Source organism: Arthrobacter ipis (assembly GCF_014694315.1).
Taxonomy (GTDB): domain Bacteria; phylum Actinomycetota; class Actinomycetes; order Actinomycetales; family Micrococcaceae; genus Arthrobacter; species Arthrobacter ipis.
Map to the genome: position 1 here is coordinate 20,383 of NZ_JAAOXD010000001.1, position 18,458 is coordinate 38,840.

Here is an 18,458-nt window from a genome sequence, read left to right on the forward strand (position 1 = left end):
TCAACCAGCGGGGTTTCGACTAGCTCTTCGGCGCGGAGCCGTCGTCGCCGGACGGCTTTTCGCCTTCGTCCTCATCGGTCTTTTCCCCAGCGCCCTCGTCGGGGCTGTCAAATCCGCCGTTCAGCAGCTTCTGAAGGGCATCGTCCACTTCGCTGTCACTGGCCTCGGCGAGCTTGCGGCGTTCGCTGAATCCCTTGGGATCGTCAAGGTCCTCGGCGGTGGGGAGCAGGTCCGGATGCTTCCAGATGGCGTCGCGGCCGTCGATGCCGCGCTCGGCCTTGAGCGACGCCCACAGCGTGGCGGCTTCGCGGAGGCGGCGGGGCCGCAGCTCCAGTCCGACGAGGGAAGCGAACGCATGTTCCGCGGGACCGCCGGTGGCCCGGCGGCGGCGGACCGTTTCGCGGAGCGCTGCGGCAGAGGGGAGGACCTTCTCCGTGGCGGCAGCGGTGAGCTCGTCCACCCATCCCTCGACGAGGGCAAGGGCCGTCTCCAGCTTCTGCAGGGCCTGGTCCTGTTCCGGCGTGCGCTGCGGCATGAAGACGCCCTGTGAGAGGGCCTCCTGGATCCCCTCCGGGTTGCTGGGATCAAGGTCCCGCGCCAGCTCCTCGATCCGGGACGTGTCAATGTGGATGCCGCGGGCGTAGGCCTCAATGGCACCCAGCAGGTGCCCGCGCAGCCACGGAACCTGGACGAACAGGCGGGCATGGGCGGCCTCGCGGACGGCGAGGAAGAGCCGGATGTCGTTTTCGGGAAGGCTGAGCCCCTCGCCGAATTTGGCCACGTTGCCGGGAAGCAGCGCCATCTCCAGATCGGCCAAGGGAACTCCGATGTCCGTGGAGCTGACCACATCGGTGGACAGGGCTCCGATGGCCTGGCCCAGCTGCATGCCGAAGATGGCACCGCCCACGTTCTGCAGCATGGACGAGGCGCCGCCCATCATGGACTTCATCTCCTCCGGCATCTGCTCCGTCATGGCGGTGGAGAGGGCGTTGGCCACACTGTTGGCCACGGGCTCTGTCAGCCGCTTCCAGGTGCCGAGTGTCTCCTCCACCCATTCGGCGCGGGACCACGCCTTGCCGATGAGGCCTGTAGCGGGCAGGTCGGTGACCTGGTCGAGCCACAGTTCGGCGAGCCGCAGCGCCTCATCCACTTCACGTGACTGCGCGGGCGTGACCGAGGGGTCGGAGCTGCCCGCGGCGACGCGGCGGGCGTTCTCATGGGCGAGCTTCCAGTTGACCGGGCCCTCCGAGGGCGCGCTCATCATGGCCTGCACCTGTGAGAACATCTGGGCCAGCAGGTTGGGATCGTTCGGCAGTCCGGCTGCTTTGGCCAGTTCTGCGGGGTCAATGTCACCCAGGCCCTTGCCGCCCATGAGGTTCTGCAGCATCTCTGCGAGCGGATCCTTTGGATTTTCGTCGCCATTGGACGGATTGAGTGGATTGGAGGTCATGATCCCGCCGATCGTCGGTGTGACTATTAATCAACTTCACGCTACCCCTGTGCGGGAGCGGCTGTCTGCCGAAAGCGGGGACGTTCGCTGTAGGCAAAGAGCTAACGGCAGGCCCGGACGCGTACTGTTAGAAGCCGGAACGTATGTAGGCTGCGCCCCGGGCCGTTCGCCGGGCTGCGGCCGCGGTGCAGCGCTGAACGACGCGGTGCGGAGAGGTCCTTCAGTGACGATTACCAAGGGCGGCCAGCCCGCAGAGGAGTCCCCGGCGCCCGCCGCCGGTGGCAGGAATGCCGACGGAACCGGGGACACCCGCCGGTCCGGGCGTGCCCGGGGCAGGGATCCCCGCATCTCCGCCATGACATTGTCCGGGCTCCTGGCGCTCGGGCTGGGCGTGACGGCCGCAGTCCTTCCGGTCCCGTATGTGGTGGAATCGCCGGGGCCGACGTTCAACACCCTGGGCACGGAGAATGCGACGCCAGTGATCAGCGTTTCCGGCCGCGAGACGTTCCCGGCCAAGGGGAACCTTGATCTGACCACTGTCTACGTCGACGGCGGCCCCAACGGTCCCGTAAGCGTCTTTGAGGCGTTCTCGGCCTGGCTGGACGGCTCCAAGTCGGTGTATCCCGAGGAACTGATCTTCCCGGCGGGTGTGACCAAGGAAAGCTCCCAGCAGGAGAGTGCCGTGGCCATGGCCACGTCGCAGGAGAACGCGGTGGCGGCGGCCCTGAAGGGGCTCGATATCGCCTACACGCAGAAGCTCGAAGTGGCGGACCTGTCCGAGGGGTCGGCCGCGCAGGGCAAACTGCTGAAGGGTGACATCTTCACCTCCATCAACGCCAAACCTGTCACCTCGCTGGAGGTGATCCAGGACGAACTGGCCGCTGGAAAGGGGAAGCCCGCCGTCGTCGTCGTAAGCCGGGACGGCAAGCAGGTCACGGAAACCGTGACGCCGGCGAAGAACCCGTCCGGACGGTACATCCTGGGCGTGCTGCTGCAGTACCGCTTCACCTTTCCGTTCGACGTGAAGATATCCCTGGACAAGGTGGGCGGCCCGAGCGCCGGGATGATGTTCGCCCTGGGAATCATGGATACCCTGACGCCCGGGGATCTCACCGGCGGAAGACACATCGCGGGGACCGGCACCATCAGCCCCGACGGCGTGGTGGGCCCGATCGGTGGCATCGCGGTGAAGATGCACGGTGCCCGGGACGACGGCGCCACCATGTTCCTCGCCCCGGCGGCGAACTGCGCAGAAGTTGTGGGGCATATTCCTGACGGGCTGCAGGTGGTCAAGGTGGAAAACCTGGACGAGGCAAAATCGGCCGTGGAGCTGGCCGCCAAGGGCGCGGACACGTCGGGTCTTCCGGGCTGCACCAACAACTAGACTAAATCGAGGAACTAAGGCCCCGGTCCGCTCGTGGCACTTATTGACAGCCGGTGCCGGCGCTATGCAGGCGTTCCACTGAAAACTTAAAATTAATACCAGCAACTGACAAAAGCTATGAGGTACGAGTTTGTCCCGTCCTGCCAGCCCCACCCCGCCCGGAAAACTCCAGACAAGGCGAGGTGCCTTGACGCCCACGCTCATCGTCGTTGCGCTGGTTGTTGTCGGGTTCATCTTCTTCGCCAATGTATGGACGGACGTCCTGTGGTACCAGCAGCTTGGCTACTTCGAAGTGTTCCTGACGGAGAACCTGGCCCGGATCGGCATATTTGCCACCGGCTTCCTCCTCATGTTCGCGGCCGTGTTTTACGCGATCCGCATCGCCTACCACGCCCGGCCCGTCTATGCGCCGGACTCAGAGATCCGGGATAACCTCAACCGCTACCAGGCGCAGCTGGAACCCGTACGGCGTGTGGTCATGATCGGGCTGCCTGTGCTGTTTGGGCTCTTCGCCGGCAGCGCCGCCTCCAGCCAGTGGCAAAAGGTCATGCTGTTCTTCAACCAGGAGTCCTTCGGCCAGAAAGATCCGGAGTTCGGACTGGACATCGGTTTCTATCTGATGACGCTGCCGTTCCTGGGCTTCGTCACCGGGTTCCTGATCAGCGTGGCCATCGTGGCCGGCATCGCGGGCATCCTCACCCACTACCTCTACGGCAGCATCAGGATCATGGAACGCGGCATCTTCACCAGCCGCGCCGCGCAGATCCACCTCGCCGTCACCGGCGCTTCGTTCCTGATTCTGCTGGGCATCAACTTCTGGCTGGACCGCTACTCCGCACTGCAGAACAGCGGGGGCCGCTGGGCCGGCGCGCTGTACACCGACGTCAACGCCGTCATTCCCACGAAGGCGATCCTGGCCGTGGCGGCGGCACTGGTCGCCATCCTCTTCATCATCGCAGCCGTCATCGGCAAGTGGCGGCTTCCGGTCATCGGCACGGCGATGCTGGTCATCACCTCCATCCTTGCCGGCGGCGTCTACCCGTGGGTCATCCAGCAGTTCCAGGTCCGCCCCTCCGAGCAGACCCTTGAACGGAAGTACATCGAGCGCAACATCGGCATGACCCGGGCAGCCTACGGCCTGGACCAGGTCAAGGTGGAGCGGTACAACGCCACCACCACCACGACCGCCGGCGCCCTGGCTCCGGACGCCCAGACCACAGCCAACATCCGGCTCCTGGACCCCAACCTGATCTCGGACGCCTTCTCGCAGCTCGAGCAGTTCCGTCCGTACTACCAGTTCCCCAAGGCGCTCAACGTCGACAGGTACATGGTGGACGGCAAGATGCAGGACACCGTCATCGCGGTGCGCGAGCTGAACCCGGACGGCCTCGCCGCCGACCAGCAGTCCTGGCTGAACCGCCACATCGTCTACACCCACGGCTACGGCGTGGTCGCCGCGAAGGGCAACAAGTTCACGGCCGACGGAAAGCCAGAGTTCCTGCAGTCCGGCATTCCGTCCACCGGCGTCCTCGGCAATGACCAGACCTACGAACCCCGCATCTACTTCGGGGAGGACTCGCCGGAGTACTCGATCGTAGGTGCCCCGGAAGGCGCGGCGCACCGTGAGCAGGACCGCCCGGCGTCCAAGGAAGGCGGCGAGACCCAGTACACCTTCACCGGCAACGGCGGGCCGAACGTCGGCAGCTTCTTCAACAAGGTCCTGTACTCAATCAAGTTCCAGTCCTCGGACCTGCTGCTGTCCGACGGCGTGAACGACGCCTCCCAGATCCTGTACGAACGCAACCCGCGTGAACGCGTGCAGAAGGTGGCACCCTACCTGACGGTGGACGGCAATGCCTATCCCGCCGTCGTTGACGGCCGGGTCAAGTGGATCGTGGACGGCTACACCACGAGCCAGTACTACCCCTACTCGCAGCAGGAACAGCTCTCCGACGCCACCACGGATTCGCAGACCACCGCCGGCCGCAACGTGGCACTGCCCAACAGCTCCGTCAACTACATCCGCAACTCGGTCAAGGCAACCGTTGACGCCTATGACGGCTCCGTGACTCTCTACGCCTGGGACGACCAGGACCCGCTCCTGAAGGCCTGGCAGAAGGTGTTCCCTTCCACGCTGAAGCCCTATTCGGAGATGTCCGCCGCTGTCATGAGCCACGTCCGCTACCCGGAGGACTTGTTCAAGGTGCAGCGTGAGCTGCTGGGCCGCTACCACGTGACGGACCCCGTGAGCTTCTACAAGAACGACGACGCGTGGAGCGTTCCGAACGATCCCACCGTGTCCGAAGAGGTCAAGCAGCCGCCGTTCTACATGTCACTGCAGATGCCGGACCAGAAGGCCCCGGCGTTCCAGCTGACGTCGTCCTACATTCCGCAGGTGGTCAACAATAACGCCCGCAACGTTCTCTACGGCTTCCTCGCGGCGGATTCCGACGCGGGTTCGAAGAAGGGCGTCAAGGCGGACAGCTACGGGCAGCTCCGGCTGCTGCAGGTTCCGCCCGAAGCCCAGGTGCCCGGCCCCGGCCAGGCACAGAACAAATTCAACTCGGATCCCACCGTCTCGCAGGCGCTGAACCTGCTGCGGCAGGGCGCATCGGATGTGCTCAACGGCAACCTGCTGACGCTTCCTGCCGGCCGGGGCATGCTGTACATCCAGCCGGTGTACCTCAAGTCCACGGGTGAAACGTCCTATCCGACGCTGCAGAGGGTGCTCGTGGCCTTTGGCGACAAGATCGGTTTCGCGCCCACCTTGGACGAGGCTCTGAATCAGCTGTTCGGGGGCCGGTCCGGAGCGACGGCCGGTGACTCCGACAACAATGGGCAGACGCCCGCAACGCCGGGCGGCGGAGGCGCCACACCGGCCCCCGCGGCAGACGCCAAGGCGGCGCTGAAGGCCGCGCTGGATGAAGCAAACGCGGCCATCAAGGCCGGCCAGGACGCGCTGGCCAAGGGCGACTTTGCGGCGTACGGCGAGCAGCAGAAGAAGCTGTCGGCGGCACTGAAGAAAGCGCTCGACGCCGAGGCCAGGATTGGCAGTACCGGCACGGCCAGCAGTCAGACCTCGCCGTCCGCGACGCCGACGCCGACACCCAGCAGCTGACTGAAGGCAGCTGAGTAAGTGAAAGGCCGGCCCTCCCCGCGACGGGGATGGGCCGGCCTTTCGTGCATTAGCCGGGCCCAGGGTTCCCGAGACGCAGATCACGTCGTTTGGATTTGGCCTCCTGTTCACCGGCCGGTAGAGTAGTTCTTGCGACGCGGGGTGGAGCAGTTCGGTAGCTCGCTGGGCTCATAACCCAGAGGTCACAGGTTCAAATCCTGTCCCCGCAACTGAAGAAAAGACCCGGATCACCGCATGGTGGTCCGGGTCTTTTGTTGTCCGGAGAGTTTCTGGCCCAAGCGAAACAGCAGTGGTCAAAGCCTCCGCAAAAGTAGGGTATTGTTGATCAAGCGACGCGGGGTGGAGCAGTTCGGTAGCTCGCTGGGCTCATAACCCAGAGGTCACAGGTTCAAATCCTGTCCCCGCAACCAGAAGGAAGCCCTGGCCACAATGTGGCCGGGGCTTTCTGCATTACCGGAGCATTTGTTCATGTGCTCGGGGTTCCTAGTATTCTCTTTCGCAGGGCCCGGAATTCCTGGCCGCCGCAGGGCGCCTACACTGGTCAGTCATTCTCGAGAGGAATGGATAGCTCGATGTCCACAACGAAGAACAAGTCCGGCACTGCCAGGGGCAAGCGCGCCAGGCTGTACTGGGCGGTGCCTGCAGCGCTCGTGGCACTGGTGCTGGTGGTGCTCCTCGCAAAGTGGATCACGGGACTGCCCGCCGTTGCCTCCTTCATGGAGGACTACCCCGGACATTCCGAGCTTCCCGCCGGCGCCCCCGTGGGCTTCCCGGCCTGGCTGGCCTGGCAGCACTTCCTGAACGCCTTCTTCCTGCTGCTCATCATCCGTTCAGGCTGGCAGGTCCGTACCACCACCCGCCCGGGCGGCTACTGGACCCGGAACAATAAGGGCCTTGTCAGGACCCGGACGGCTCCTACCAAGATCAGCCTGGAGCTATGGTTCCACCTCACCCTTGATGCGCTGTGGATCCTGAACGGGATCGTCTTTGTGATCCTGCTGTTCGCGACCGGCCAGTGGACGCGGATCGTTCCCACATCATGGGATGTTTTCCCGAACGCCGTCTCGGCCGCCCTGCAGTACGCTTCGCTGAACTGGCCCACGGAGGACGGCTGGGTCAACTACAACGCCCTGCAGCTGCTGACCTACTTCGCCACGGTTTTCATCGCCGCTCCGCTGGCCTTCATCACGGGCCTGCGGATGTCGGCCGCGTGGCCCAAGAAGGCCGCCGGGCTGAACAAGGGCTTCCCCATCGAGGCCGCCCGCGCAGTGCACTTCCCGGTGATGATCTACTTCGTGGCCTTCATTGTGGTGCACGTGTTCCTGGTCCTGGCCACGGGCGCGCTCCGCAACCTCAACCACATGTACGGCGGCAGCGACGACGTGAGCTGGGTCGGTTTCTGGTTCTTCGCGGCATCAGTTGCGGTGATGGTTGCGGCGTGGTTCCTGGCGCGGCCTCTGTTCCTGCGCCCGATCGCGTCCCTCATGGGCAAGGTCACCAGCCGCTAGCCCGCCGGCATTGCTGCCCGCCGGGGCAGCTCACCTGTCCTTGAGCCGCTGGTAAGTGTCCAGCGCCCTTTCACGGGATTCCTGCAGGCCCATCAGCGGTTCCGGGTAGCCCGGAGCCGCCGCTGCGTTCTTCCACGGCTCGTGCACCGTCCGGTCATCCAGGTCGGCGAGTTCCGGTATGTAGCCGCGCAGGTAACTGCCTCCGGCGTCGAACTTCTTGCTCTGCGTCACCGGGTTGAAAATGCGGAAGTAAGGCGACGCGTCCGCGCCCGAGCCCGCCACCCATTGCCAATTGGCCGGGTTGTTTGCCGCGTCGGCGTCGACCAGGGTGTCCCAGAACCAGGCCTCGCCCACGCGCCAGTCCGCAAGCATGTTCTTCACCAGGAACGACGCCGCAGCCATCCGCACCCTGTTGTGCATCCACCCGGTCTGCCACAGCTGCCGCATTCCGGCGTCTACCAGGGGATAGCCTGTGTGCCCCTGCTGCCAGGCCTCCAGTTCGGCGTCCGACGGCGTTTGCCAGGCGAAGTTGTCGAACTCCCGGCGGTAGTTTTGCGTGGCCAGGTCCGGATTCTCGTACAGCAGCTGCCAGCAGAACTCACGCCAGCCGAGCTCGCTGCGGAAGATCCCGACGCCGGCCGGTGCGTGCCGGGGAAAGCGTTCCCGCAGGGAATGCCAGACACGGAAGGGACTAATTTCGCCAAAACGCAGGTGCGGCGAGAGGCGGCTGGTTCCCTCGACGGCCGGCAAATCGCGGCCCCTGCCGTAGTCCTCCACGGGCCCACCGAGAAAATCTTTCAGCCGGTCGTGGGCGCCGTCTTCGCCGGGGGTCCACGTCGCGGCGAGACCGCCGCTCCAGTCGGGCTTGCGGGGGAGGAGCCGCCAACCGTCCAGCCGGTCACCGGCCGGCGGGCGTCCGGACGTTCCGGCTGCTGCGGGCTGCGGCAACTGGTCCGGGGCATCGGTGGGAAGGCGCGGTTCGGCACCGGCCAGGCAGGAACGCCAGAACGGTGTGAAGACCTTGTACGGCCCGCCTGAACCGGTGCGCACCGTCCACGGCTCGAACAGCAGGTTTGCCTGGAAGCTGGTGCTCTCAATGCCCTGCCCGGCGGCCCACTCCTCGATGCCTGCGTCGATGGTCCGCTCCGGCAGGCTGTAACGCCGGTTCCAGAACAACCTGCCGGCGCCGGTCGCAGCCGCCAAATCCTCGATGACCGAAGCGGCGGCGCCCCGGCGCAGCAACAGCCGTGACCCGCGCGCCTCGAGGCTGGCGGCGAGGGCGGACAGGGAGTGGTGGAGCCACCATTTCGCTGCCGCGCCCAGCGGGCGGATGCCGGGGGAGTCCTCGTCGAGGATGTACACCACCGTCACCGGATCCGGCAGTGCAGCCGCGGCGGCGAGGGCGGGATTGTCGTCGAGGCGGAGGTCGTCACGGAGCCAGACAATGGTGGAAGCCATGGATTCACGCTACAGGTCCTGGAGACGGCAGGGGCCGGGATCCATGTGGATCCCGGCCCCGTAGCGGTGCGCCCAGGTTTGAGTGCGCGACTACAGCTTGTCGAAGTCCGCCTCGTCCACCGTGTTCGCGGATGCGGATGCCGCGGTGCCTCCTGCTCCAATGGCCGGCTTCGCGTTCCCAGACTTCAGTGCCGCCAGGCGGGCCTCGATTTCCGTCTGCTCGCCGAGGTCCTCAAGCTGGTTGAACTGGGCGTCAAGGCTCGACTCCGCGAGCTCCTGCTGGCCGCGGACTTTGGCTTCCTCCCGCCGGATCTTCTCTTCGAACCGGCCAACCTCGCTTGTCGGGTCCATGATGTCGATGCTCTTCAGCGCATCGTGGACCTGGGATTGGGCAGCCGCGGTCTTGGAGCGGGCGACCAGTTCATTGCGCTTGCTCGTGAGCTGGTTCAGCTTGCCCTTCATCTGGTCGAGTCCGGTCTTAAGGCGGTCCACCACGTCGGCCTGTGACGCGATGCTCGGTTCCGCGGCCTTGGCCTCGCTTTCGGAAGCCATCTGGCGCTGCAGGGCAACCTTTGCCAAGTTGTCGAACTTTTGGGCATCAGAGGCGTTGCCATTGCTGCGGTACTCATCGGCCTTGCGTGAAGCCGCAAGAGCCTTGTTGCCCCAGTCCTGGGCGTTCTTCACGTCCTCGTTGTAGTCGTCCTGCAGCATCCGCAGGTTACCGATGGTCTGCGCCACTGCGGACTCGGCCTCGGCGATGTTGTTGCTGTAGTCCCGCACCATCTGGTCGAGCATCTTCTGGGGGTCCTCGGCCTGATCGAGCAAGGAATTGATGTTCGCTTTAGCGAGCTGCGCCATGCGGCCAAAAATGGACTGCTTAACCATGGTGTTACCTTTCGTCCTGCTCCGTGTGTGCCACTGAATACAGTGAACTGTTGTTATACCGCTTCTATCCGCCGGCCCGGTGGCCGGGCCGGCCCTTAGTAATGCCGGTTAGAAACTTCCCGAGTCCCCGCCGCCGAAGTCGCCCCCGCCGAAGTCTCCTCCGCCAAAGTCCCCGCCGAAACCGCCGGAGTCGCCGCCCCAGCCACCGCCGTCACCGTGTCCGCCGCCCCAGCCGCCGCCGCTGCCGCCGTTGAGGATGGAGTTGATGAGGATGCCCCCAAGGATCGCGCCGCCCAGGCCGCCGCCTCCGCCGCCGCCGAACATGCCGCCGCGGCCGTATCCCTGGCCGTACCCTTGGTTGGCGTAGCCGAAGCTGTCGACGTCAGACTGTGCCAACTGGGCCGCCTGGGCAGCCAGCGCATGCGCCTGCTGCGCGTAGGTCAGCGCGGTCAGGGGGTCATTGCGGGAGATGGAGAGCGCGTAATCGAGGTTGCGCTGGGCCTCCGCCAGCCGGGTCCGGGCCTCGGTGCCGACGCCGCCGCGGCGGGCGGTGATGTAATCCGACGTGGCGCTGATCTGCGCCTGCGCCGACATGATGGTCTGCTGCAGGGACGCCTGAGCCCTGCGGGCCTGTTCCTGCTGGTCCCGGATCCCGCCCAGGGCTTGGTCGAGGGCCTGGTGCGCCGACTCAACCCGCTCCAGAGTGGCAATGGGGTCGATCTTGCCGCTCTGGATTTCGCTCTTTACCCGGGCAAGGGCTGCTTCCACTCCGGCAACAGGTCCCTCAAGTTCGCGGTGGGCGCCGGACTGGATCATGGCTCTCGCCTGGGCAAGGTCCTGGGAGGTGTCCACAACAGCGGATTCCAGTCCCTGACGGGCCGAGTCCAGGTTGCCGGCCACCTTGGAGATTGCATCGAGCAGCACGTTCGTCTGGTGCAGGCTCTCCTCCGATGCCCGGACGGCCACGGCGGCGAGGCTTCCCTCTCCGGCCGCGAGCTTTTCACGTGCAGCGGCGCTGGCGTTCTGCACGAAGGCCAGCCGTTCCTTGGCCTGGCTGATGTTGTCCGACACCTGGGCCAGAGCGCTGTCCGCGTACTTGCCGCGCAGTTCGGCCAGGGTCAGGTCGGCCCGGGCGATCTTTGCGTCCGCGTCCGTGGCGCCGGCGTCCACTGCTGCGAGCGCCTGCGGCGCGTTCTTCTCGAGTTCGCGCAGCGAGTCGAAGTCGGCCTTCTGCTCCTGCAGCGACGCCAGAGCCGCTTCCGACCTCCTGATGATTTCGCCGAGCCAGCTGCGCTGCTGTTCTTCGGTGTCGGGGATGTGGTCGTCCAGCTGCTGCTGCAGCTTGAACGACTCAGACATGTGCGCCTTCGCCTCCTGGAGAGCTTTGGTGAAGTTGCCCACGGCCGCTTCCCCGTATTGCGCCTCGGCGAAGCCCAGTTCCTGCTCGCTCGACTTGATCGCGTCGTCGGCTTCAATCAGCAGGGAGCCGCTCTTCCGGCGCAGGTCGTCGATGCTCATGCCAGCTAGGGGATCGAGCTCCGCGCCCTGCGGGCCGTAGCTTGCGCTGGACGCCTGCCCAGCCTTCTTGCGCCTGTTGCGCAGGTAAAGGTACGTGCCCGCGCCACCGGCGGCCACGATGCCGGCGCCCACCAGGACGGCCGTGCCTGCACCGGCGCCCGAAGGTACTGTTCCGCTTCCGCCGCCTGCCGCGTCTCCGATGGCCCCCGCAGTATCAATGGCAGCCTGGGCAAAGTCCCTCTTGCCGCCGCCGAGGTTGGCCGCAATGGCGTTCTGCGTGATGTTCCCGGTCTTCGACGCTATGGAGCTCGCCGAGTTGGGGGCGAAGTAATAGTGCCCATCGGTGGAGATAGCCAGCAGAACGTCTGCCCTGCCCATGCCCTTTTTGGTGGCCACAGCCTGTCCCCATGATTTGCCATCAGCCGGATTTTCGAATGACTTCACGGTGACCACGTACAGGTTGTACTTGTGGTCCTTGAGGAGCTTCTGGATGGAGTCCTCAACTTCGCCCTTGCGGCTGCCGAGGACGTTGGCGTCGTCGACGATGTTTTGGCCGGAGGGGATGGTTACCGGATCGTCCGCCCAGGCTGCCGCGGCCGGAGCCGCCAGCATTGCCGTCAGGCCGATCACGGCGAGAACACGTTTCAACATTGACCGCATGGCAACCCTTCAGCACGCCGCGGCTGGTTCGGGACGAACAGCCGTCATAGAATGCAGCAGCGCCCCCACGCCGGGTGTAAAGCCGCAGGTCGCTGTGGCAATTCTTCTTGATTCTATGGTGCACTAGCGGGAGCGTCCACGGCGGGGAATATGCCACCAGCGAAAAGCGCCGGAGACCTTGGTGGTGTCCCGAACACTGGTCAGGTACACCATCCCGGCGGCCATTCAGGAACCTCCCAGCAAACGTCGGTTTTAGTTTCAGTCGGATCGTCCATAGTTAATGCAGACGAGGATGAAAGGAAGTCCAATGACTGAGCACCCAGTACCGGGCGCAGCACCTGAGAACCGAGATCCTTCAGGGCGGCCTGTTGATCCGAACCCTCGGCCTGAGCCCGCTGAGGGTCTCCAGCCTCCTGCGCAGCAGGACGGCGGGCACGGCACCGCCAACGCTTCGGAAAACCCCACGGTGCGCCTGGACTCCGAAAGGAACCCCACCATGCCGCTGTACCGGCCCGCGCAGGACCCAAACCAGCAGCAGCGTTCCGACGGCCCGCACCCCGTCTACCCGCAGCATGCCCCCTTCTACGGGCAGCAGTCGGCTCCGGGCACCCAGCCGATCGGTACCCAGTACTCCCAGCACAACCCGCATTCCCCGTACCAGGACACTCGTGGCAGCCAGCCCAAGCGCAAGGCGACGTTCGGTGTGGGGACCCTCGTGGCCAGTATCCTCGCCGCGGGCCTCGTGGGCGGCGGTGTTGCAACCGTTGGCTCCGGCAACCTGTTCGACGCCGGCGGCACCGCACCGGCCGTCAGCTCCGGCAGCCAGCCCGGCACCGTGATCGTGAACAACCAGGACTCGGTCAACGAGATCACGGCAGCGGCCGTCAAGGCGTCACCGAGCGTTGTGACCATCAAAGCCACCAGCGGCAGCGACGGCGGCACGGGCTCGGGGATCATCCTCGACGACCAGGGCCACATCCTCACCAACACCCACGTGGTGACGCTGGACGGCGCCACCGCCAACGCGGAAATTCAAGTCCGCACGAACGACGGACGCGTCCTCAGTGCCAAGGTGGTTGGTACGGACCCGCTTTCCGACCTCGCGGTCATCAAGGTGGACGACCCGTCAGGGCTCACGCCGGCAGCCCTGGGCGATTCCAGCAAGCTGAACGTCGGGGACACGGCTGTTGCCATCGGTTCGCCGCTGGGCCTCACCGGCACGGTGACGGACGGCATCGTCTCCACGCTGAACAGGACCATCAGCGTCGCATCCTCGGCAGCCCCGAAGCAGGGGACGGACAACTCCCAGGGCGGGGGCCAGGGCTTCGAGTTCGCTCCTCCGGGCCAGGGGCAGGGCCAGAGCTCGGCCAGCAAGGGATCGATCTCCATCAATGTCATCCAGACGGATGCGGCCATCAACCCGGGCAACTCCGGTGGTGCCCTGGTGAACAGCAAGGGTGAAGTGATCGGCGTCAACGTCGCGATCGCCTCCGCGGGTGGCAGCTCCGCTGCAAGCGGAACAGGCAACATCGGCGTCGGCTTCAGCATCCCGATTAACAGTGCAAGGCGCGTGGCGCAGGAAATCATCGACAACGGCAAGGCCACGCACGGCCAGCTGGGCGTGAGCGTCCAGCCGAAGGCGGAATCGGAGGCGGGCTTCTCGACGGGTGCCGATGTGGCCTCGGTGGAGCAGGGCTCCGCGGCGGCCAAGGCAGGAATCAAGGCGGGCGACGTGGTGACGCGTTTCAACGATCTGGTGATCAGTGACCCGAACCAGCTGACGGCAGCCGTCCGCGAGCAGCCGTCCGGCTCGTCAGTGAAGATCACGGTCCTGCGCAACAATCGCGAACAGCAGCTGGACGTCACGCTCGGCGCAGCCGCAGAGCAATAGGCAGCAGAGCAATAGGCGGCAGAGCAGTAACTGCGCCCAGCACGACGGCGGGCCGCACTTGGGGTGCGGCCCGCCGTCGTCGTCCCTGCCCTTGGCTCTGGCCTTTGACACAGGCGTTAACGGGACGTCATATGACGGGCCCAATATGGTTAGCTAGGAGCTACCCGTATCCCGGGCGTTCCACGGCCACGACCTCACCCGGCTGGCTATCCACAAGCACGGAAGGCTGCTGTAAACACAGTGGAAGAGACATTGAAGATCGTCGTCCTGGTCAAGCATGTGCCGGACGCCCAGTTCGACCGGCACCTCACCGGCGAGGGCCACACCACGGACCGCGACGAAAGCATCCTGTCTGAACTGGATGAGTACGCCCTGGAGGCCGCGCTTCAGCTGGCCGAAGCCCGCGGCGGTGCCAAGGCCGGCAACAAGGTGATCGCTTTGAGCATGGGTCCGGCGGGCGCTGTGAACGCCATCAAGAAGTCCCTGCAGATCGGTGCCACCGAAGGCGTGCACCTCACCGACGGGGCCCTCGCCGGCTCTGATGCGGCCGCCACGTCCCTGGCGCTCGCGGCCGCCGTCCGCCACCTCGGCGCGGACACCCCCGTGGACCTCGTGCTGACCGGCATGGCCTCCACCGATGGCGAGACCTCCCTGGTGCCTGCGCAGCTCGCCGAGCGTCTGGGGCTTCCGCAGGTTACGTTCGCGTCCTCCCTGGAGGTCGACGGCGGACGTGTCTCGGCACGCCGCGATGCCGACACCCACTCGGAGACCGTAGAGGCGTCGCTTCCCGCCGTGGTTTCCGTGACCGACCAGATCAACGAGCCGCGCTACCCGAACTTCAAGGGCATCATCGCGGCTAAGCGCAAGAGCATCACCACCCTGTCCCTGGCTGACATCGGAGTGGATTCCTCGCAGGTGGGCCACGCCGGGTCCTGGACCCGCGTGACGGCGGCCGAGGAACGCCCGCCGCGCACTGCCGGCACCATCATCACGGACGAAGGCGACGCCGGCATCAAGCTGGTTGACTTCCTGGCCGCCCAGAAGCTGCTCTAAGGGGATTCCACAACATGGCAAACGTACTGGTATTCATTGACAACCCCGGGCAGGCTCTCAAGAAGAGCAGCCTGGAACTCCTCACCATCGCCCGCTCCCTCGGGGAAACTGCCGTGGCGGTCAACGGCGAACTGTCCGACGACGTTGCCGGCACCCTGGGCGCCTACGGTGCGGCCACCGTCTTCCGGCCGTCCGCAGCGGACCTCGACGATTACCTGGTCGCGCCGAAGGCCGCCTTCCTGGCTGCCGTAGCGGACAAGTCCGGTGCCACCATCGTCCTGCTCGAGAACTCGCCTGAGGGCAAGGAAATCGCGGCACGGCTCGGCATCCGTCTGAGCGCCGGCGTCATCACCGACGTCGTCGCGGTCGACGCCGACGGCACCGCCCACAAGTCCGTGCTGGCAGGTTCCTACACCACGACGGCGAAGGCCACCACCCCGGTCACCGTGCTGTCCGTGAAGGCCAACACCGTGGACCCGGAACCCGCGGCGGCTCCCGGCGCACCGGAAACCCTTACCGTTGATGTCCCTGCCGACGCAACTGCCGCGGCAGCCCGCATCACGTCCCGGGAACAGAAGGTCGCCAGCGGCCGCCCGGACCTCACCGACGCACGCATCGTGGTGGCGGGCGGACGCGGCCTCGACGGCGATTTCGGCCCCGTGGAGGAGTTGGCGGATGCACTGGGTGCGGCCGTGGGCGCCTCCCGCGCGGCAACTGACGCCGGCTGGATCAGCCATGACGCCCAGGTCGGACAGACCGGCAAGACCGTTTCGCCGCAGCTGTACATCTCCGCCGGAATCTCCGGTGCCATCCAGCAGAAGGCGGGCATGCAGACCGCGAAGGTGATCGTCGCCGTGAACAAGGACGCCGAATCGCCGGTGTTCGAAATCGCGGACTTCGGCATTGTGGGCGATCTCTTCCAGGTGCTGCCGCAGGCAACTGAAGAAATCAAGAAGCGCAAGGCCTGAATCCTTGACCCCAAACGCTGCATCAGCGCAGAGCCCGTTCAATCCGGAACAGCACCGGATTGAGCGGGTGCTCTGTTTCTCAGCCCATCCCGACGACATCGATTTCGGCGCAGCCGGCACCATCGCCGGGTGGACGGCGGCCGGCGTCCAGGTCAGCTACTGCATCATGACCGACGGCGACGCCGGCGGTTTCGATCCCCGGCAGCGCGCCGAAATCATCGCCCTCCGCGCGGCCGAGCAGGAGCGTGCTGCGGCCCTGGTCGGCGTCACGGACATCCACTACCTGCACCAGCGGGACGGGTACCTTGAGCCGAATCACGAGGTGATGCGCGGAGTAGTGAAGCTGATCCGCGAAATCCGGCCCGACGTCGTGCTTTCCATGCATCCGGAGCGCAACTGGAAGCGGATCCAGAAGAGCCATCCTGACCACCTGGCGGTGGGGGAGGCGGTGACCCGTGCCGTCTACCCTGCAGTGGAAAACCCGTTCGCTTACCCGGACCTCGCCGAGGCCGGCATGGAGGCCTTCAAGCTTCCGTGGCTGTGGCTCTACGCCGGTCCGGAGGAGCGGGAGAACCACGTTGTGGACGTCACGGACCATGTGGAGAGCAAGCTCGAGGCGATCCACGTGCACGTCAGCCAGCATCCCGACGCCGAGGCCATGGAGGCAACGGTCCGGCGCGGCATGCAGGTGAACGCCGAACGCTCCGGCCTCCCCACTGGCCGGAGCGCCGAGGCGTTCCACGTGGTCATGGTCAACGGGCCGGGGACCATCGCCGGCTTCTAGGCAGACCTCTGGCGTGCCGTCACCCTCCGGCTGAACTGAGCTGCGACGCCGCGTAGACCTTGATCCCCTCCAGCAGGTAGGGGGCGAGGCCTGCGCGGCTCTTGTCGTAGAAGGCAGTGAACCGGGGATCCTCGACGTACATCCGGCCCAGGCCAACGTACCTGTCCGCATCCGGGGTCCAGCTGACGCAGACCCAGCGGTAGTGGCGTTCGACGGCGGCCTGCACCCGGGCGTCGTCCGGCGGCAGGCCGGCGTCCAGGCACCGGGCCAACTCCTCGTTGATTGCACCGGCGTCAGCCATGAAGGCCTCCTTGTCGGCAGCGCTGAGCGCGGCGTGGCGCGCCTTGCTGTCCTCGACTGCGTTACCGCCCCACCGCTGGCGGGCCTCCTCCTCGTAGGGGTTGGTGTCAAAGTCCTTGAAAATTTCCTCGCCTGACATGGCGTCTCCTCGCTGCAGTGCCGATATGGTGGCGCCGACGGTCCTGGCCATGCGGTCCAGGCGGTCGCGCTCGGCCAGCAGCCATTTCCGGTGCACGTTCAGCGCATCCAGCTGGTCTGCCTTGCCGTCCAGAACCTGGCCAATGGTTTCCAGGCCAAGGCCAAGTTCGCGGAGAAGCAGGATCCGCTGAAGACGCAGCAGTTCAGGCTGCGTGTAGTAGCGGTAGCCGTTGTGCCCGGTGTAGGCAGGCGGCAGCAACCCCACCTGGTCGTAATGCCGGAGGGTCCTGGACGAGACCCTGCTCAGCTTCGCCAGTTCGGCGGTGGACCAGCTCCGGAGTTCTTCCTGCTTCATGCCTCCAGCGTAGAAGTTGACGCAACGTCAACGTCAAGCCTGCATGAAGTAGCTCTGGTCCAGGTGCGTCGGCCGGGCTCAGGTGTTCAGCGGAGCGGCAGCCACAGTGGGGAGCGTCGGCGTAGCGGACCCGCCGACGGGTTCGACCGTGATGCCGAGCGCAGCCGCGGAGCCGATGCCCTTGACCAGGGCCGGCTTCGACAGTGCCTCCGCGTCCATCAGGCCCTGCGAGACAGGGGTGGAGCCGTCCTTGGGAATCAGCCACATCTGGTAGACCTTGCCCGCGGGCGGCGGCGGCACATCCTTCATCCGCACCACCAGCGCATCATGCGACTGCGAGATCGAAACGGTCGCCGTCCCTCCGCCATTGACGTCGACAGTCGCCTGCCGCGCGTCCTGTGCCTCGATGACCTGGTTGAAGGGATCGTTCTGGTTGGCCAGGTAGGCCCCGATGCCAACACCGCCGAGCGCGATCACGGCAGCAGCCGCAACACCGATCAGCCAGTTGCGGAGCCCGGACTTCCGGCGTCGTACTTCACGGCGTTGGCGTGCAGCGGAAAGTTCGTCGGCAGCGTGGGCGGGCTCGGCCGCAGGCAGGGCAGCCGGCGCGCCGGCGACGGTGGTTTCCGCCGTAGCGGCATGTGGCCTGGCCTGCCCCTCCGCCGGTGCAGCGGCGGGAAGCTGCGCGACAATCCGGGCGAACAGGTCCGCAGGAGGCTCCTCCTCGGCCGTAAAGGACAATGCCAGAGTCTCCCTGGCTTGGCGGACGCGGTCGTTGAAGGAGTCGCGTTCAGCCTCGGGAGCGCCGCTGACGTAGGCGTCGATGGCCTCCCGCTCTGCGTCGCTGATGGCGTCCAGGGCGTAAATTTCGGCCAGTTCCACTGCCCGGCCGGCCGCCAGGTCGGTGGGAATATCGGCAGCAAATGCCCTGGGCAGCTGGCGACCGCGGGAATCATTCGTATCGGTCATT

13 protein-coding genes and 2 tRNA genes are annotated in these 18,458 nt (G+C 65.9%); 9 read left to right on the forward strand and 6 right to left on the reverse strand.

Going from position 1 to position 18,458, the window contains the following annotated elements; translation table 11 throughout:
- Positions 1–19: 19 nt before the first annotated feature.
- The gene (locus tag G9E11_RS00080; RefSeq protein WP_190601874.1) at positions 20–1,450 is read right to left on the reverse strand and encodes a zinc-dependent metalloprotease; all 1,431 of its coding nucleotides are present in this window, start codon (positions 1,448–1,450) and stop codon (positions 20–22) included.
- Between the two features lie 223 nt (positions 1,451–1,673).
- Here G9E11_RS00080 and G9E11_RS00085 point away from each other — a divergent pair, with 223 nt between their 5' ends.
- The 5 genes from G9E11_RS00085 to G9E11_RS00105 all read left to right on the forward strand — a co-directional run bounded on the left by G9E11_RS00085 (position 1,674) and on the right by G9E11_RS00105 (position 7,478).
- Positions 1,674–2,834: a YlbL family protein gene (locus G9E11_RS00085; RefSeq protein WP_190601876.1), complete on the forward strand. Its 1,161-nt coding sequence runs from the start codon at positions 1,674–1,676 to the stop codon at positions 2,832–2,834.
- A 130-nt stretch (positions 2,835–2,964) separates the two neighbouring features.
- A complete protein-coding gene (locus G9E11_RS00090; protein ID WP_190601878.1) occupies positions 2,965–5,952 on the forward strand; it encodes a UPF0182 family membrane protein in 2,988 nt (995 codons plus the stop codon).
- 153 nt (positions 5,953–6,105) lie between these two features.
- Positions 6,106–6,179: transfer RNA gene (locus G9E11_RS00095), tRNA-Met, on the forward strand.
- Between the two features lie 124 nt (positions 6,180–6,303).
- Positions 6,304–6,380, forward strand: a tRNA-Met gene (locus G9E11_RS00100).
- A gap of 162 nt (positions 6,381–6,542) precedes the next feature.
- Positions 6,543–7,478 (forward strand): cytochrome b/b6 domain-containing protein, encoded by a 936-nt coding sequence (locus G9E11_RS00105; RefSeq protein ID WP_190601880.1) that lies wholly within the window; start codon positions 6,543–6,545, stop codon positions 7,476–7,478.
- 30 nt (positions 7,479–7,508) lie between these two features.
- On the opposite strand, the gene G9E11_RS00110 is transcribed toward G9E11_RS00105, so the two are convergent.
- The 3 genes from G9E11_RS00110 to G9E11_RS00120 all read right to left on the reverse strand — a co-directional run bounded on the left by G9E11_RS00110 (position 7,509) and on the right by G9E11_RS00120 (position 11,999).
- Positions 7,509–8,936, reverse strand: coding sequence for a cryptochrome/photolyase family protein (locus G9E11_RS00110; protein WP_190601883.1), 1,428 nt, complete (start codon positions 8,934–8,936; stop codon positions 7,509–7,511).
- A gap of 90 nt (positions 8,937–9,026) precedes the next feature.
- Entirely contained in the window at positions 9,027–9,821 is a 795-nt protein-coding gene (locus G9E11_RS00115; protein WP_190601885.1) for a PspA/IM30 family protein, read from the reverse strand.
- A gap of 108 nt (positions 9,822–9,929) precedes the next feature.
- Positions 9,930–11,999: a TPM domain-containing protein gene (locus tag G9E11_RS00120; protein ID WP_190601886.1), complete on the reverse strand. Its 2,070-nt coding sequence runs from the start codon at positions 11,997–11,999 to the stop codon at positions 9,930–9,932.
- 307 nt (positions 12,000–12,306) lie between these two features.
- On the opposite strand from G9E11_RS00120, the gene G9E11_RS00125 reads away from it, so the two are divergent.
- The 4 genes from G9E11_RS00125 (at position 12,307) to G9E11_RS00140 (ending at position 16,695) form a co-directional block, all read left to right on the forward strand.
- Positions 12,307–13,890, forward strand: coding sequence for a trypsin-like peptidase domain-containing protein (locus tag G9E11_RS00125; RefSeq protein ID WP_190601888.1), 1,584 nt, complete (start codon positions 12,307–12,309; stop codon positions 13,888–13,890).
- A 252-nt stretch (positions 13,891–14,142) separates the two neighbouring features.
- The gene (locus G9E11_RS00130) at positions 14,143–14,943 is read left to right on the forward strand and encodes an electron transfer flavoprotein subunit beta/FixA family protein (protein ID WP_190603515.1); all 801 of its coding nucleotides are present in this window, start codon (positions 14,143–14,145) and stop codon (positions 14,941–14,943) included.
- A 14-nt stretch (positions 14,944–14,957) separates the two neighbouring features.
- A complete protein-coding gene (locus G9E11_RS00135; protein ID WP_190601889.1) occupies positions 14,958–15,911 on the forward strand; it encodes an electron transfer flavoprotein subunit alpha/FixB family protein in 954 nt (317 codons plus the stop codon).
- A 4-nt stretch (positions 15,912–15,915) separates the two neighbouring features.
- Positions 15,916–16,695 (forward strand): PIG-L deacetylase family protein, encoded by a 780-nt coding sequence (locus G9E11_RS00140; RefSeq protein WP_190601890.1) that lies wholly within the window; start codon positions 15,916–15,918, stop codon positions 16,693–16,695.
- 19 nt (positions 16,696–16,714) lie between these two features.
- On the opposite strand, the gene G9E11_RS00145 is transcribed toward G9E11_RS00140, so the two are convergent.
- Together G9E11_RS00145 and G9E11_RS00150 are read right to left on the reverse strand one after the other, a co-directional pair.
- Positions 16,715–17,488 (reverse strand): MerR family transcriptional regulator, encoded by a 774-nt coding sequence (locus G9E11_RS00145; protein ID WP_190601891.1) that lies wholly within the window; start codon positions 17,486–17,488, stop codon positions 16,715–16,717.
- Between the two features lie 78 nt (positions 17,489–17,566).
- On the reverse strand, positions 17,567–18,457 hold the full coding sequence (locus G9E11_RS00150) for an anti-sigma factor (protein ID WP_190601892.1): 891 nt from the start codon (positions 18,455–18,457) through the stop codon (positions 17,567–17,569).
- Position 18,458 lies beyond the last annotated feature (1 nt).